General features: G+C 71.1%; 11 protein-coding genes. All 11 read left to right on the top strand.

Going from position 1 to position 16,554, the window contains the following annotated elements; translation table 11 throughout:
- Positions 1–3 precede the first annotated feature (3 nt).
- The 11 genes from ACWEJX_RS10675 to fxlM all read left to right on the top strand — a co-directional run bounded on the left by ACWEJX_RS10675 (position 4) and on the right by fxlM (position 16,541).
- Positions 4–738, top strand: coding sequence for a class I SAM-dependent methyltransferase (locus ACWEJX_RS10675; RefSeq protein WP_331452066.1), 735 nt, complete (start codon positions 4–6; stop codon positions 736–738).
- Between the two features lie 576 nt (positions 739–1,314).
- A complete protein-coding gene (locus tag ACWEJX_RS10670) occupies positions 1,315–2,271 on the top strand; it encodes a hypothetical protein (RefSeq protein WP_451607139.1) in 957 nt (318 codons plus the stop codon).
- A 55-nt stretch (positions 2,272–2,326) separates the two neighbouring features.
- Positions 2,327–3,856, top strand: a complete 1,530-nt coding sequence (locus ACWEJX_RS10665) for an amino acid permease (RefSeq protein WP_451607138.1) — start codon at positions 2,327–2,329, stop codon at positions 3,854–3,856.
- Between the two features lie 751 nt (positions 3,857–4,607).
- Entirely contained in the window at positions 4,608–6,539 is a 1,932-nt protein-coding gene (locus ACWEJX_RS10660) for an ATP-binding cassette domain-containing protein (protein WP_443078662.1), read from the top strand.
- A 70-nt stretch (positions 6,540–6,609) separates the two neighbouring features.
- Positions 6,610–8,076 (top strand): NUDIX domain-containing protein, encoded by a 1,467-nt coding sequence (locus ACWEJX_RS10655; RefSeq protein ID WP_331452070.1) that lies wholly within the window; start codon positions 6,610–6,612, stop codon positions 8,074–8,076.
- A gap of 74 nt (positions 8,077–8,150) precedes the next feature.
- Complete coding sequence (locus tag ACWEJX_RS10650) at positions 8,151–9,191, top strand: phosphotransferase enzyme family protein (RefSeq protein ID WP_451607137.1); 1,041 nt, start codon at positions 8,151–8,153, stop codon at positions 9,189–9,191.
- Positions 9,175–10,569 (top strand): MFS transporter, encoded by a 1,395-nt coding sequence (locus ACWEJX_RS10645; RefSeq protein ID WP_451607136.1) that lies wholly within the window; start codon positions 9,175–9,177, stop codon positions 10,567–10,569. Before ACWEJX_RS10650 ends, ACWEJX_RS10645 begins: the two co-directional genes overlap by 17 nt.
- Positions 10,566–11,906 carry a protein-L-isoaspartate O-methyltransferase gene (locus ACWEJX_RS10640; RefSeq protein ID WP_451607135.1) on the top strand — a complete coding sequence of 447 codons (1,341 nt, stop codon included), beginning with the start codon at positions 10,566–10,568 and terminating at the stop codon, positions 11,904–11,906. Before ACWEJX_RS10645 ends, ACWEJX_RS10640 begins: the two co-directional genes overlap by 4 nt.
- Positions 11,903–12,751, top strand: coding sequence for a class I SAM-dependent methyltransferase (locus tag ACWEJX_RS10635; RefSeq protein WP_331452074.1), 849 nt, complete (start codon positions 11,903–11,905; stop codon positions 12,749–12,751). Before ACWEJX_RS10640 ends, ACWEJX_RS10635 begins: the two co-directional genes overlap by 4 nt.
- The gene (locus ACWEJX_RS10630; RefSeq protein ID WP_451607134.1) at positions 12,748–14,130 is read left to right on the top strand and encodes a phosphotransferase; all 1,383 of its coding nucleotides are present in this window, start codon (positions 12,748–12,750) and stop codon (positions 14,128–14,130) included. Before ACWEJX_RS10635 ends, ACWEJX_RS10630 begins: the two co-directional genes overlap by 4 nt.
- 35 nt (positions 14,131–14,165) lie before the next feature.
- On the top strand, positions 14,166–16,541 hold the full coding sequence (fxlM, locus tag ACWEJX_RS10625) for a methyltransferase, FxLD system (RefSeq protein ID WP_451607133.1): 2,376 nt from the start codon (positions 14,166–14,168) through the stop codon (positions 16,539–16,541).
- Positions 16,542–16,554 lie beyond the last annotated feature (13 nt).

Genomic DNA, 16,554 nt, shown 5'->3' with positions numbered 1-16,554 from the left:
ACGATGGCCACGCACGACGCCCAGATAGCATCTCTCCTCGACCAGCTCGACCGCGCCCTCGCCTCCCCGGCGACCACGCACGGCCTCGCGCGCACGCTCAGGGCGGCCGCCAAGGAGGCCGAGCTGCACCGCCACCACCGAGCCAGCCTCGCTGGCCTGCCCGACGGCGTCCTCCAGGCCAGCCCCGCCAAGGTTCAGATCGGCGGCGGCGGTCACCGCATCGACGGCTTCTTCAACATCGACATCGTCCCGCCGGCCGACCTTCTGTGGGACGTCCGCGAGGGCCTGCCTCTCGCCGACGAGAGCACCCAGGAGATCTTCTCGGAGCACTTCCTGGAGCACATCGACTACCCCCGCTCCGCCAAGACCTACGCCCGCGAGGCGTTCCGCGTGCTCACGCCCGGCGGCCGTCTCATCACCGGGGTCCCGGACGCGGCCTTCGTGCTCAGCCGGTACCCGGCCGGCCCGGAGCAGGCCGAGGAGATGATCGCCCGCTGGTACGCCAAGCGGGACTGCCGCAAGGACATCAACACCTACCTCGACCTGATCAACTACGTCTTCCGCGACCAGGACGACGACCCCACGTACAACCCGCACTACTGGGCCTACGACTTCGAAAAGCTCAGCCAACTCTTCACCGAGGTCGGCTTCGCCGCTGTCGAGCCCTGGAGCTTCGACCCGAGCGTGGCCAACCCGAAGCGGCAGTGGGCGAGTGTCTACGTCGTCGCGACCAAGTAAGCAGCCTGACGTGCTGACGGAACTCGCCTTACGACACCGGTGATCCCCCGGCATCGCCGACTTCGCCCGCGGCGGTCGTCCGGCCCCGGCAGCCACGGACGATGCCAACACGTGGGGCGACGGCTTCTGCTGGCTCTACAGCGGGCGGAGGTGGACGCGCGTTCTCTGGAGCGGCGCCCGGCAACCATCGCCACCCCCCAAGCACCGATGTGCGCCTGCAAGCCGTGCATCAACACGCTCCAATAGCTGGTCCGGCAGTCCATCCTCCTCGGCAACGCGGCGGCCGGCTCCTGTGGCAGGACGAGCCCTCAGCCGCCGAACCACCCACCGCACGACGAGCAGGCAAGCATCTCGGCCAAGGCCGGTTCGTGCGGCCGTTAGACCCCCGCCCCGGCCAGAGCCCCGCTCATGTCGAGAAGGCTGCTCACGCCGTCCCGCGAGTCGTTCGTCCCCAACCCCATTACCGCCCCAGCGGGTGGACTCCCTTTCCGGAGGTACGAAGGTGACAGTCGGCATCCCTGTCTCGTATGAGGTTGCGCTGTCCTACGCGTCCGAGGCTGGCCGAGTGAGGCAGCGGTGAGCCCCCGCCCCGCCTTTGACCGGAATCCGGCGTTCGACGACCGCCCGCTGCGCAAGGTGGTCGAGGACGCGGCGATGGGTCGCTGGGAAGGCGCCCGGGAGCTTCTGACCGCGACGGGCGCGGACTGGGACCGGCGGGTCTTCCGGCTCCAGGTCCTCGCCCGCGCCGGAGTGCGACTGACCTTCGCGGACACCTGGGCGCAGGCCGAACCTCGCTCGCCGCACGCTCTTGCCCTGCTCGCCCATGTTCAGGCCCTGCGATCGATGGCGGACGGCCGGGCACGTGGCCGCAGCGAGGCGATGGAACGGGCGTGGGAGGCGTGCGACGCCGCGGCCGACGCCCTGCCGCCGGACCCTTCGCCGTACATCGTCATGCTCGCGCTGCTCCGCTTCCACTCTCCCGACCGTGATCCGGCCTGGCGGGCCACCGTGCGGCAGGTGTGGGAGCAGGTGGAGCAACGGGACCGGTGGAGCCGCGAGGCGCACCACGAGCTGCTTACCTACATGTTCCCGGCCTGGCACGGCACGGGCGGTGAGATGTTCCACTGGGCCCAGGAGCGGTGCGCGCAAGCGCCCCGGGGCCTGCCGCTGCACGTCCTCCCGTTGGTCGCCCTAGCCGAGTCCCACCGGCAACGGATGGAGAAGGACGGGCATCGATACGGGCTAACCGTGCATCCGTGGACGGACAACCCTTCCACCTGGCAGGCGTGGGAGAACTGGTGGGCCTACCGGGCCCCGACCCGCCTGCACGCCGGCTTCCACGAGGACGCCAACTACCTCGCCCACGCTCTGTCGTTCGCGAACCGGCATCGGGAAGCCGCCGAGGTCTTCGACGCCATCGGCCCGTTCGCCACTGATGCGCCGTGGAGCTACTGCGGCGACGCCCGGCAGTTGTTCTCGCGGCATCGCGGCTGGGCAGTGAAAGCGTCCGCACAGTACCCGCATCGGCGTTGATCAGCGCGCCGCTCGCGCCGAATCCCCTAAATCCTGACCCTGAGAGGGCACCCCTATGCCTTTGGACATACCCAGCGTGACTCCTTCCGAGGAGGAGCGCCTCGCCGAGCTCGGCATCACCCAGACCCTGGACCGCTCCATGTCCGGGAAGCAGAACTTCGCCGTCTCGTTCACGATCATCAGCATCCTGTCCGGTTGCCTGACCATGTACGGGTTCGGCATGAACGCCGGCGGGCCGGCCCTGATCATGTGGGGATGGGCGTTCGTCGGCCTGATGACCCTCTTCGTCGGGCTGTCCATGGCGGAGGTCTGCTCCTCCTACCCGACGTCCGCCGGCCTCTACTTCTGGGCCCACAAGCTCGCCCCGCGCAGGTCCGCTCCCGCGTGGGCCTGGTTCACCGGCTGGTTCAACACCCTCGGGCAGGTCGCCGTCACCGCGGGCATCGACTTCGGCGCCGCCTCGTTCCTCAACGCGTACCTGAACCTCGAATTCGGCTACGCCGCCACGCCCGGCCACACGATCGTCCTCTTCGGCCTCATCCTGCTGCTCCACGCCGTCGTGAACACCTTCCGCGTGCGGATCGTGGGCTTCTTCAACACCGTGTCCGTCTGGTGGCACCTGATCGGCGTGGTGGTGATCGTCGGCGCGCTGCTCGCCGTCCCCGGCCGGCACCAGTCCCCCGGTTTCGTGTTTGCCGAGTTCGTCAACAACACGGGCTGGGGTTCCGCCGTGTACGTCGCTCTCATCGGCCTGCTGATGGCGCAGTACACGTTCACCGGGTACGACGCGTCCGCGCACATGACGGAGGAGACGAAGAACGCCTCCGTCGAAGGGCCGAGGGGGATCGTCCGGTCCATCCTGGTCTCATGGGCCGCCGGCTTCGTCCTGCTCTTCGGCCTGACGTTCGCCATCCAGTCGTACACCGGCGCCCTCGGGTCCGGGACCGGGGTGCCTCCCGCTCAGATCTTCCTGGACGCGCTCGGCGCGAGCACGGGCAAGCTGATGCTGCTTATCGTCATCGGCGCGCAGCTGTTCTGCGGCATGGCCTCCGTCACCGCCAACTCCCGCATGATCTACGCCTTCTCCCGCGACGGGGCGCTGCCCTTCTCCAGGGTGTGGCACAAGCTCAACCCCGGGACGCGTACGCCGACCAACGCGGTCTGGCTGGCCGCAGGCGGCGCATTCGTCCTCGGCCTGCCCTACCTCTTCAACAGCACGGCCTACGCGGCCGTGACGTCGATCGCGACGATCGGCCTGTACATCGCCTACGTCATCCCCACCTTCCTCCGCCTCCGCCAGGGCGAGGGCTTCCAGCGCGGACCCTGGCACCTGGGCCGCTGGTCCAAGTCCGTCGGCGTGCTCGCGGTCGCCTGGGTCGCGGTGATCACCGTGTTGTTCATGCTGCCGCAGTCCGCCCCGGTGACCGTCGACACCTTCAACTACTCCCCTGTCGCGGTCGGCGTGGTGCTCGCCTTCGCCGGCTCCTGGTGGCTCGTCTCCGCCCGCAAGTGGTTCCTCAACCCGCGGCATCCGAAGAACGACCTGGCACAGCCCCTCGGCAGGTCGGAGCGGGCTTCTGCCTGACGCCAACGGTCAGCCCGCCTTCGTCCCCGTGATCGACGTCAAGAAGGGGAACTGCTCGGCGACACCAAGCGGGACGCGAAGCGACTGACGGCTGCCGCCCCATGACCAGGCCCCGGCCGGGAGCCTCCCCTCTCGGCCGGGGACACATCGCCCCCCCCCACGGAGCCCTGCTGCACGACCGCTCCATCGAAGACCAGGAGGCATCAGCCATCGCCTTCTGGCTCGACCACTGGCAGAGCGGGAAGCTGCCGTCGCTCATTTGAACCCTACCCACTGCTGGCACCTGTCGCCTGCACCAGACAAGATCACCAACTCCTGGTGCCGACGTGCTGGCGGCGGCTTCCGCTCTGAACACCAGGCCACAGGAGACGTCCGGGTCGCCTGCCAGCCGCTTCGGGCAACCAAAGCGAGGCGTTCGCAGCGCTCCTGCTGACCGCATACAGCCGCAACGACTGAGTATCGGCGTTTCGGCCAACACACCCCCGCCGACGCGCTCTTGCGCGGCAAGGGTCGGTGCACTGCGCACCTTCGAAGAACCGCTGAATACCGGGGTGCGCAACCCGACCGAAAGACACGTGTTCGAAATTGCGGCGGCGTCGTTGGACACGCCGACACCACCACCACGCCTCCGAGAGGGAACACATTGACGCAAGTCGAACCAGGCGGCGACGAGACCAAGGACCCGTCGAAGGCCGCCGCGACGGCCGCGACCAGCATTTCGGACGCCGAGCGCGAACTGTACGGCGGCCGACTGCGCTACGACCAGTCCTACGTCCGGCACGAAGGGCCGCTGACCCGACTGGGCTTCGGGCACATGGCAGCGGCGCTGCCCCGCATGGTGGGCATGGTGCTGCGCACCGGCTGGCAGACGGACCGGCGGGCGCTCGCCGGGGTCGTGACAGCCCAGCTCGGGCAGGGCTTGACGACGGGCTGGGGGCTGGTGGCGGTCAACAGCGTCCTCACCCAGCTGTTCGCCGACGGTCCGACCGCGGACAAGCTCCGCGACGCCCTGCCGTCGCTGGCCGTGCTCGCAGTCACGGCGGTGGCGACCGCGGTGCTGTCGGCGTGGTCGACAGCCATGTCAGGCCGGCTGGAGCCGCAGGTGGAGCGGGCGGTCTCCGCCCGGTACTACACGGCCGTCACCCACGTCGAGGTCGAGGCGACCGAGCGACCGGAGGTCCAGCGGGTCCTGGAGGCAGGGAAGTTCGGCACGGATTCGGCCCGCAGCATGCTGCGGCTGTCGGTCGGCGTGGGCAGCGTCGTGATCGGCATGGCGGCGGCCGCGGTCGTACTCGCGGCGCTGCACTGGGCGCTGCTGCCAATGCTGCTGGCCATCGCCCTCCCCAAGGGATGGGGAGCGGTCCGCTCCGCGCGCCGCGAGTACCTCTCCCGCCTGAACTGGGTCGACCACCGCAGGGCGATCGCCTCCCTGCTCGCCTACCTGACCCGCCCGCACGCCGCCGGGGAGATCCGTGTACACGCCGCTGGCACCAAGCTGCTGTCCAGCTACGAGGAGATGTCGAGGCAGACGGAGGCGGAGCAGCGGCGCCTGGCCCGGGCACAGGCTTCCACAGACCTGATCGCCGGCGGCTTCGCGGGGCTCGCGTCGTTGGCCTGCTACGGGGTGTTGTGGTGGCTCCTGGCGACCGGTGGTCTGCCGCTCGCCGTCGGCGGCACGGCGGTGATCGCCATCCGCACCTCGACGGCACGGCTCACGTCACTGGTGCAACAGGTCAACCGCTTGTACGAGGAGCTGCTGTTCCTCACCGACACCGAGGACGCCATCGAGGTGGCAGGCGAGAACGCCATCCCGTCCTCCGGTACGCCGCTGCCCACACCTACTCGGGAGGTGCTGGCGGAGGAGGTGTCGTTCACCTACCCGGGGGCCGACGGTCCTTCGCTGAAGGGTGTGAGCGTGCGGGTTCCCCGGGGGAAGGTGACGGCCTTGGTGGGTGCGAACGGCTCGGGGAAGACCACGCTCACGAAGGTGCTGGCCGGAGTGCTGCTGCCCTCCGAAGGGGACGTGTGGTGGGTGGGTGAGTCGGGCGAGCGGGTCGAGCTTCGTGAGGCGGACCGCTCCCAGGTCTTCGGCGCCGTGGGTCTGCTGGCGCAGGACTTCCCGCGCTGGGAGATGACGGCCGCCGCGAACGTGGCCATCGGGATCGGCGACCGTCCGCGGGACATGGACCGCGTTCGCCAGGCCGCCAAGGAGGCGGGCGTGCTCGACCTGATCGAGGGCCTGCCGCATGGCTGGGACTCGATCGTCTTCAAGGGCTACGAGCGAGGTGTCCAGCTCTCGGGCGGACAGTGGCAGAAACTGGGGACCGCTCGAACAAGGTACCGGCAGGCGCCGTTCCTGCTGGTCGACGAACCGACGTCGGCGCTCGATCCCCATTCGGAAATCGCCGCGTTCCAAGGGCTGTGGTCCCTGGCCGCGGAAGGACACGCGGTCGTCCTCGTCACCCACCGGCTCGCCGCGACCATGAACGCCGACCACATCTACGTCCTCGATCAGGGGCGCGTCGTCGAGGACGGCACGCACGAGGACCTGATGGCCCGCGAGGGCGGCCTATACCAGGGGATGTTCTCCGCCCAGGCCGCTCAGTACGGACTCTCGGCCGCGGCCGACACGCTTCCAGGCCCCCGCAGCGCCCAGCCGCCCGACCACGAGACGGCGAGCTGACCACCTACGCGACCTCCACCAGCCCGGCCCCGCAGCACCCCGCCCCTACGTCGAAGGTGAGACGACGTTCATGCCCCCCAGCTCCTCCTCGATCCGTAAGACCGTCGAGGCGTACCTCGGCCGCCACCCTGACGAGCGTGATGCCTTGGCCGGGCTGCTCGCCGCCCTGGACCGGCCCGCCGACGTGATCGCCCGCACGGCGCTGCCCGGCCACATCACGTGCAGCGCCGTCCTCATCAACCGCCGCTGCCGGGTACTGCACATCCGGCACCGGGTCACCGGCATGATGCTCGCCCCCGGCGGCCACATCGAGCCCGAGGACCGCACGCTGCTCGCCGCGGCGCTGCGTGAGGTGGCGGAGGAGGCCGGGATCGCGCCCGAGGCCCTGTGCCTGACCCAGCAGACGCTCGGCTCCCCGATCGACATCGACGTCCACGACATCGACGCCAACTCCTCCAAGGGCGAACCGGCCCACCAGCACTACGACTTCCGCTACGTGTTCTACCTCGTCTGCGACGAGCCGCCGGCGATCACCCTGCAGGACGAGGAGGTGTCCGGCGCTCGGTGGCTCGCCATGCCGGAGGTCACCTCGCCGACACTGCGCGCGAAGCTCCTCCACGCCCAGTTGGACGGGCTGCCGGAGCCGGTGAACGCGTCCGCCCTGATCCATGACGGGCAGGGCCGGTACCTGCTCCATCTGCGCGACCACAAGCCCGGCGTCATCTGGCAGCCGGGGGCGTTCGCCCTGCTTGGCGGCGGCCGCACGCACGACGACCAAGACCTTGAGGGCACGCTGCTGCGGGAGCTGTCCGAGGAGGTCCCCGACCTCCTCCTGGAGGACGTAAAGCCGTACGCCGTGGAGACGGCCACCAGCGTCGACGGCCTCAGCGTCCCGATCCAGGTGTTCACCGGCATCTGGCGCGGCGACCCCGACCAGCTCCGGCTGCACGAGGGCGTGCTGCTGCGCTGGGTCACCCCCGACGTACTGGACCGGCTCCGTCTGAGCCCCGCGACGCGGGACCTCATCCGCCGGCACGCGGCCGAGAACCCTCCGGGCGGCGCGCCCGGCGCCGCCACTCCGTTGCAGGAGGGGGGCAGCCGGCCCGTGCTCAACGGCATCGGCGTCCACCTCCACCTGGAGGACGACGACGGACGGGTGCTCCTGGGCCTGCGCCACCCGGACTCGGCTTTCGCGGGGAACACCTGGCACTACCTGGCCGGAAAGTGCGAACAGGAGTCCGCGGTCGCGTGCCTGGTGCGGGAGGCGTGGGAGGAAGCCGGGTTGATCATCGACCCCGCGGACGTGGATCTCGCGCACGTCGTGCACGTCGTCGATGCCCCGGGCGGACCGCCGTTGATGCAGCTCGTGTTCCGCGCCCGCCGCTGGAAGGGAGAGCCGAAGGTCCTGGAGACCGACAAGTGCCTGGCCTGGAAGTGGTGGTCGCCCCACGAGCTCCCGGACCGGCTCGTCTCCTACACCCGGACGGCCCTGGCCGGCATCGCCGAAGGCCGCGTCTACTCCCAGTTGGGCTGGTGAACGGCGTGAGCACGCCTAGCGGGAGCGGGGCGCGCCCTGTCTGTCCGGGGGCCGGGGCCGCTGGGGGTGCCGGGATGAGTGCCGAGTCCGATGTCACGGCCGTGGCCGGGGCCCTGGCGTTGCTGTATCGGATCACGCCGGCCGCGGTTGTGGAGGGCCCGGCGGGAACGGCGACCCGTAACTACCTGGCCGAGGACCGCGAAGGCGGGCGGTGGTTCGTGAAGGCGTACCCCCGTGGGACCGACTTGGCCGAGGAGCGGCAGGCGCTGGCCCTGGGTGAGGCGGCCAGGGCGGCCGGGGTTCCGGTGCCGGCCGTGCGGCGGTCGGTGTCCGGCGAGGTGATCGCGTCGGCCGGCGGGCTGTCGGTGTCCGTGGCGGAGTACGTCGCGGACGCGGAGACGGCCGAGGGCGGGTTGTCCGGTGGCCGGTGGGATGCGGTGGGCGAGACCGTGGGCCGTCTGCACCGGGCCCTGGCCCGCCACCCTGCCGGGCCACCGCGCCCTGTTGCGGCCCGCGAGGTCTGCGACGTCGCGCGGGCCGGACGGCGGCTGGAGGAGCTGCTCGCCCGCTGGTCCGCCGCACCGCCGGCTCCGGGAGGGTTCGACGCCTGGTGCGCTCAGACCGCGAAACAACGGCTTGCCGCTCTTCCCGATGTGGCGGCCCGACTGGAGAAGCTGCCGGTCACACTGACGGCGCAGGTCGTGCACGGGGACCTGGCCTCACCGAACCTGCTGCTGCGCGGTGAGAGGGTCGCGGCGGTGATCGACTTCCGGCCCCCAGGGCATCGCAGTGCCGCCTGGGAGCTCGGCCGGATTGTGCTTGACCCGCGCACCGTGCTGGCCCACCCGGACGGATGGATCCCGGGCCTGGCCCGTGCGGTTGGCGCCTACCGGGCGGCGAACCGGCAGCTTCTGGCCCTGGACCTCCTCGCCGTGCCTCGCGTCGCCGCCGGGTACCTGGCCTGCTCGGTCTATCCCCTGTCCGAGCCGCTGAACGACCCGGACGCGGTCACGCCGGCGCTTGAGGCGTACGGGCGCGCCCGGCACGAGGCCGCGGGCGTGCTGTGGGAGCGCCTGGAAGAAGCCGAGGAGGTGCTTCGTGACGTCCTGCGCTGAGCCCCCAGCCCCACCCGCTCCCTCCGGAGCTTCGCTGTGGCGGCACCGCGACTTCCGCCGGTACCTGACCGGCCAGACCGCGAGCGTGGCCGGCAGCTCGATCACCCAGATGGCGCTGCCGGTGCTGGCCGTGCTCCACCTGAACGCCACGACTGCTCAGGTCGCGTGGCTGGCGTTCCTCGGGCAGCTCCCGCCCGCTCTGCTCGCCCTGCACGCCGGCGCGCTCGCCGACCGATACTCCAAGCGCCGACAGATGATCACCAATGACCTGGTCAGCGCCGCGGTGCTCGCCACCATCCCGGTGTCGGCCGCGCTCGGCATGCTGACGCTGTCACAGCTCATGATCGTCGCCGTGGTCCAGGGAGCGGCAGGAGTGCTGCACGACGCTGCGGCCATCAGCCTCCTGCCCAGCCTCGTCGATCGGTCCCTGATCCAGCGGAGCAACAGCCGGGTGGGCGCGCTGTTCGCGGTCGCCGCGACCGGCGGAAGCCACCTCGGCGCCGTGCTGACCGCAGTGCTCGGCCCCGCCCGGGCTTTGCTCGGCGACGTCGCCTCCTACCTGGTCAGCGCCGGATGCACCGCCCGCATCCAGGCCGGCGAACCCGAACGCGACCGCCCGCAGAGCGGCCGACTGCGCGACGAGATCGGCGAAGGTTTGCGGTACGTGCACGGCGACGAACGGCTGCGGACCCTGACTTTGGCCAACGCCACAACCTCCTTCGCCCTCGGGGTCCTGAACACCCTGTGGGCGCTGCACCTGTTGAGGTCCCTCGCGATGAGCGCGACCGCCTTCGGCCTAGTCCTGGGGCTCGGTGCGCTGGGCGCGGCAGCCGGGGCGCTCGCCGCCCCCGCGCTCGCCCGGCGGCACGGCCCGGGACCGATGATGCTGGCCGCGCTCGCCATCACCCCTCTGACCCAGCTGCCGTTGCTGCTCGCCTCCCCCGGCCTCGGCTGGCAGATCGCAATCGGTGCCGCGCTGTTCCTGCAGCTGGCCTGCGCCGGTGCCGCGGGCACCACTCAGCGATCGATTCGTCAGATCATCACCATGGCCGAGATGCAGGCACGGATGCAGGCCGTGAGCACCTGGCTGACGTCCGGCGCCCGCCCCGCAGCCGCGCTGCTGGCCGGAGGACTCGGAACGTGGATCGGTGTGCGGCCCGCACTCACCGTCGGGACGTCCCTGCTGCTCGTCCCCCTCATCGTCCTCGCCTGGTCCCCGCTACGCGCGCTGCGACAGATGCCGGACCCACCGGCCGGCCCAGTCGACGCCCGTGCGCAGTCCCCGCTCGCGCCCCCGCCACCCAGCCCAGCCGTGCCGGAGCCCGCACGTACTGACAACGCCCGGCAAGACAGCGCACGGGGAGGCGATGTGGCGTGAGCGAGGAATCGAACGTGGCGGCAGCGGTCGTGTCCTCCGCTTCTCCCGAACCGCCAGATCCCCTGGAGGTCACCGTGCCGTCCCACCACACCGCGCCCGTAGCACCCCGCACGGATCCGGAGTCCTCCGTCGACGACTCCCCGGCAACGACCGCCCGGGCAGCGATGGTCTCCCGGCTGGAGGAATGCGATGACGTGGGGCCCAGCCCCGTACGTGAGGCGCTGCTGGCGCTGCCTCGCGAGGTGTTGATGCCGCAGGCGTACGTGCGGCGCTCGGCGCCCGACGAGACGCCGCCGCGCTGGGATGCGCTGGACTGGGCGCGGCCGGACGACAGGGACGAGCTGCTGCGTCTGCTCTACAGCGGGGAAAGCGTGGCAATCCAGCACGACGGCGAGCCGGTCCTCGGCCGGATCCCCGGGCCGCGCTCCGGGGGCGCCATGACCGCGATGTCCAGCACCATGGGCATGACCGCCGACCTGCTCCAAAGGCTGGACCTGCGGCCGGGGCAACGGGTACTGGACGTCGGCACAGGAGCGGCGGTCACTGCCGCGGTGGCGTGCTTCGTGTGCGGCCACGACAGGATCGTCACCGTCGACGTCGACCTCCACGTCAGCGAGGCCGCCAGGGCCCGGCTGCTGGAGCTCGGCTACCGGCCCGCCGTAGTGACCGGGGATGGCACCGCAGGATGGTCCGAGGCCGCGCCATACGACCGGATCTTCGTGTCCTTCGCCGTGCCCCGGGTCCCACCGGCCCTGGTGAGCCAGCTCGCGCCGGGCGGGCGGGCGCTGATGACGCTGGGAACCTCTTCGCCGTCCTGGCCGGGCCTGGCCGTGGTCACCAGGACGTTAACCGGGGCGGTGGAGGGCACGCTGGTCGCGGAGGAGTTCGGGCACCGCGGAGGGTGGGGCTTCGACCGGCTGTTCCTCTCACGCAAGTTCCGCGACCGCATCGCCACCTCGCGCGGCGACTGGACCCAACGAACCCGACTGGAGCCCCCGCCGGACACCGCGCGGGGCCTGTGGCTGGCCCTGGATCACCACTTCCCCGGGCTGGTCCGGCACTTCGGCGCCGAGGACCTGACGATCGGGGCGCCTGAGTGCGGCTCGTGGATGCGGGTGCGCCCGGTCGGCTACCGCCGGTGGGACGTCACCGTGGCCGGGCCTCGCGACATCTGGGCGGAGATCCAGGACATTGCCAGCCGTTGGCGAGCTGCCGGATCACCCAAGACGTACCGACTTCAGATCGGCGCCGACGACACGCAGCGGGTGACCACCGACAGCGGGGCCCTGTCCTGGCTCCTGCCCACCCCATGCTGTGACAACGGAGAGACACGATGACCCACCCTCAAGTCCCCGGCACTCCCTCCTCGGAGAACACCTTGTTCGGCACGGCGGCCGCTGGCTACGCCCGCTACCGTCCCGGTCTGCCGGACGCGGCGGTCCGCCTCCTGGCCGCCACCCAGCATGGTGTGCCCGACCCTGTCCTACTCGACCTGGGGACCGGCACCGGCCAGGTGCCCCTCGCGCTGCGACCCGTTCTGCACCGGCTGGTGCACATCGACCTGGTCGACGTGAACCAGCAGATGCTCCACCAGGCCCTCACCGCGCTCGAGCCGGTCCGCGGCGCGTGCACAGTGGCCGCCTTCACCGGCGAAGCCCACACCTTCGTCCCCGCCCAGCCCAACCAGGCACCCAGTCTGATCACCTGCTGCCGGTCCTTCCATTGGATGGACCGCCTATCCGTATTGCAAATGGCGGACCGGGTGGCCGCGCCGCACGCCGTTTTGGCGATCATGGGAGACGGCAGCCTCTGGACCCACCAAGCGGACTGGACGGCCGCCCTGCGGGAGCTGATCCAGACCTTCCTGGGCCCGGACCGACGCGCCGGCACCCACAGTACGTACACCGGGCCATCCCGCTCCTACGAGGACGACCTCGCCGACTCCGCGTTCAGTGACGTGGCCGAACACAGCTTCCCCATCGCCCGCTTCTGGGCGCCCGAGGACGTCCTCGGCTACCTGCGCACCACGAGCTTCGCCCGCGCCGCCCTGTTCGCCGACCGCCACCAGGACTTCGAGGCCGAGGCACTCCAGCTGCTCCAGGCGCATGCCCACGGCGGTGTCCTGAAGGAGTACGCGGTCTTCACCGTGCTGCTCGCCCGCCGGCCTGGCGGTGACGCATGACCGGCGGCCAGCGGCACACCGAGCCGCTCGACGTCCACCTGATTGCGGTGCGCGACGGCACAGCGGGGCCCGAGGTGCTGCTCTCTCGACGGGCCGGCGACGTCTACGCCGCCGGTTGCTGGCACCTTCCGTCCGGGCATCTGGACGGCCCGTGGGAGGACATGGTCACGGCACTGGTGCGCGAGACCCGCGAGGAGACCGGCGTCGTGGTCGACCCGACCGATGTCCGCGCGGCCGTCACCGTTCACCACCGCTCACCCGGCGGCGGAGCACGCGTCGGAGTGTTCTTCGAGGTGCGGCGCTGGCACGGCACCCCGCAGGTCACGGAACGCAAGGTGTGCGATGCCATGGGCTGGTTCTCGTTCGACGAGCTGCCGGAGCCAATGGTCGCTTACTGCCGGGCGGGACTAGACGCCTACCGGGCCGACGCACACATGGGCGTGCACTTCCAGGAGCCCGGCGACCCGATCGCCTACGACCCGGCAGTCGACCGGCTCGTCTTGGTCCCCGGCCACGGCAGCCACGGCGCCGTCCCGGAGGAGGCCGTGCGCGACTTCGCCGAGCGGGCGGTGGGCCGCATCGCTGGCTGGACAGACGTCTCCTGGGCGCGTGAGGAAAGCCGCGTCTGGAGGGCGCGCGCTGCCGAGGGTGGCGAGTGGTACGTCAAGATCCACCAAAGCCCGCGCTTCCACCAGCGCGAAGTGACGGCCCTCCGTAGCTGGGTCCCCGCTCTCGGCGCGGCCGCACCCCGCCTGGTGGCCGCTGACGCGGGCCTTCGGGTGGTGGTCCTCACTGCCGTGGGAGGCCGTTCCCTGCACGGCGCCACGTTCCCGCCTGAGCAGCAGCGTCGGATCTTCCACCGCATTGGGCAGCTCGCGGCGGCCATCCACACAAGCGCCCCGTCCCGGCCGGCCTCCGGCACGCTGCCCCTGGGAAAGCTGGAGCGGCACCTGGACGGAGCTCGGCTCCATCTCGCTCCCAGGGATGAGGTGTTCGTCCGTGCCATGGCCGAGAAGGCCGCCGACCTGCCCGATTCGGATGTGGTGCCCACGCACGGCGACTTCCAGCTACGCAATCTGCGCTGGGACGAGGACGCCGGCGCCTTGTATGTGATCGATTTCGAGCGTTCGGAGGAAGGCCCGGCGGTACGCGACTTCGTCCGGCTGTCCGATGCCTGGCACGGCCGTCCCGACCTCCTTCAGGCCGTGATGGACGGCTACGGCCGTTCCTTCACTCCGGCGGAAGAAGCCCAGTTCACGATCCTGTCCGTGCTGGACGCCGTCTCCGGCATCTCCTACGGCGCCGCTCACGGCGATCCCGAGCTGGTGGAGCGCGGCCGCCGCGCATTGGCCCGGCTCCGTGCCGCGCAACGCCCTTGACCACCACCGCACCTACGCATTTGAGGAGCAGCACGTTGACGTACACCGCCCGCGATCAGTGGGACAAGCACTACAGCGACGGCAAGAACTTCCGGCAGGTCGGTGAGCGCGAGCGGGAACTGCTCGCCGAGCACGCCCCCGCCCCCGGCGGCGATGGCCGGGCGCTCGACGTGGGGTGCGGGACTGGGGAAATGAGCGTCTTCCTCGCCTCCCTCGGCTACACCGTGGACGCCGTCGACTTCGCCGACAGCGCGATCGCCCGGGCCCGCGAGGAGCATGCCGACGTCGAGGGCGTGCGCTGGCTGCATCTGGACATCGAGCGCGACGACCCGGCCCCGCTGGACGCGGAGGGGTACGACCTGGTCGTCATGCGGCTGATGTATCCGTTCCTGAAGGACCGCGGTCGCGTCCTGCATGGGCTGGGCAAGCGGCTGCGGGACGGCGGCGCTCTCGTCGTCATCACACCGGTGGTGGAGAACACGCCTGAGGAGCGGCGCGGAATCGCCCTGGACGATGACGAGATCGACCTGCTCTCCGCTGGCTGGAAGACGGTTGAGCGGCTGGACGCGGACGGCCTGGCCTTCCTGGTCCTGCGCGGTCCCTGCCACGCCGCCGCCCGGGCCGTCGAGAAGGGGCCGACCACGGGCCATGCCCTGACCGGCGCTCTCGCCGTCGTCACCGACGATGCCGGCCGGGTGCTGCTCGGCCAGTCCCGGCGCGGAATGCTCGAGCTGCCCGGCGGCAAGACCAGCGGCCCGGAGGACTTCGCCGCCGCGGCGGTGCGCGAACTCGCCGAGGAGACAGGTCTGGTCGCCGAGCCGGGTGACGCGTACGTGGTGACGATGCTCGTCGACGACAGCCACGGAACCCCCCGACTCACGGCGGTCGTCCGCATCGCCGCCTGGACGGGAGTCCTGGCCAACGGTGAGCCGAGGCTGTTCGACCGGTGGGAGTGGCATGATCTGCACGCCCTCGCCTGCGTCGGCGACATCTTCACCCCTGCCGCGCAGGCGCTGGACGCCGTCTGGCCCGCGGTCATTCCCGACCTACCGCCGGCAGCCTCCTATCCCATCGCCGTCGACCAGCCGGCCGTACCAGGTGAGCCGGCCGAAGCCGGCCGGCTGCGCCACGCGATGGCCAAGACGGTCATCGACGGCGGCTGGGCCCCCTCCGAGCCGGTCCGCAGCGCGCTGCGGACCGTGCCCCGCCACCGCTTCGCCCCGGAAGCGAACCTGGCGGCCGCGTACGACGGTGGCGACCGGGCCGTCATCACCCGGCGCGACGAGACCGGGGCAGCGATCAGCTCGGTGTCCGCGGCCTGGCTCCAGGCCGACATGATCGAAAATCTGTGCCTGACGCCGGGCGCGATCGTGTTCGAGGCGGGATCCGGCGGCTACAACGCCGAACTCATCGCCCACATCGCCGGCCCCGAGGGCCGCGTGGTGACCGTCGACATCGACCCGTGGGTCGTACGCCGCACCCGCCGGTTCACCACGGAGGCCGGCAGCGGACGCGTCACCGCCGTCGAGGCCGACGCGGCCCTCGGCGCCCCCGCACACCTCGTGCCGCGCGGCGGCTTCGACGCGAGCGTGATCACCTATAACTGCTGGGACATCTCCCCGGCCTGGCGGGAGCAGCTGGCCGAGGGCGGACGCCTGGTCCTGCCGCTGGAGATCGGCGGCTACACCCGGGCGATCGCCTTCGAGCGGCGCGGGCAGGTGCTGGAGGCCCGGCACTTCACGTACTGCGGCTTCGTGCGGGATCAAGGACAGCAAGCCCGCACCATTCCCGTCACCGGCCTCCTCGACGGTGAGCTGACGCTCCGCTTCGAGCACGGCGACGCCGCCGAGACGGCGAGCCTGGGGGAGGCGCTACGCGGACCGCGGCACGAGATCGCCACCGGCGTGACCATGGGGGCGGGCGCCTACTTCGGCTCCCTGCAGCTGTACGCGGCCACCACCCTGCCTGGCTTCTGCCGGCTGGCCGCCCACCAGGACACGGGCGTCACCGATATCGCGAAGGACCAGGACGCACCGGCCGTCGTCGGCGACGCCTCACTCGCCTACCTGATCCACGTCCAGACCCGGCACGGCGAGCTCCCCGAGGACAAGGAGTGGGAGTGGTTCGTCCACGCCTTCGGTGAGCAGGGCCCGCAGCTCGCTGAGCAGTTGGCGGCCACGGTGCGGGCGTGGGACCGCCACGTACGCGCCGACGACAACGACAAGCACGCCGATCCCGTCCTGACCGTCCACCCGGCTGGCACCCCCGACGCTCTGCTGCCCGCCGGGCACGTCTTGGACAAGGCGCACTGCCGGCTGGTGTTCCAGTGGCCGTGCCGAGACGGGCATCTGCCGGCTCCGGCGCGGCACCACCGGTCCCCCGCACCTGCACCGGTGCTGGAAGACAGGTGACCAAGCCCGCGCG

This window comes from Streptomyces sp. NPDC004788 (assembly GCF_053601115.1).
Note: the sequence above shows the minus strand (reverse complement) of the source record. Positions and strands in the feature narration are given on the sequence as shown.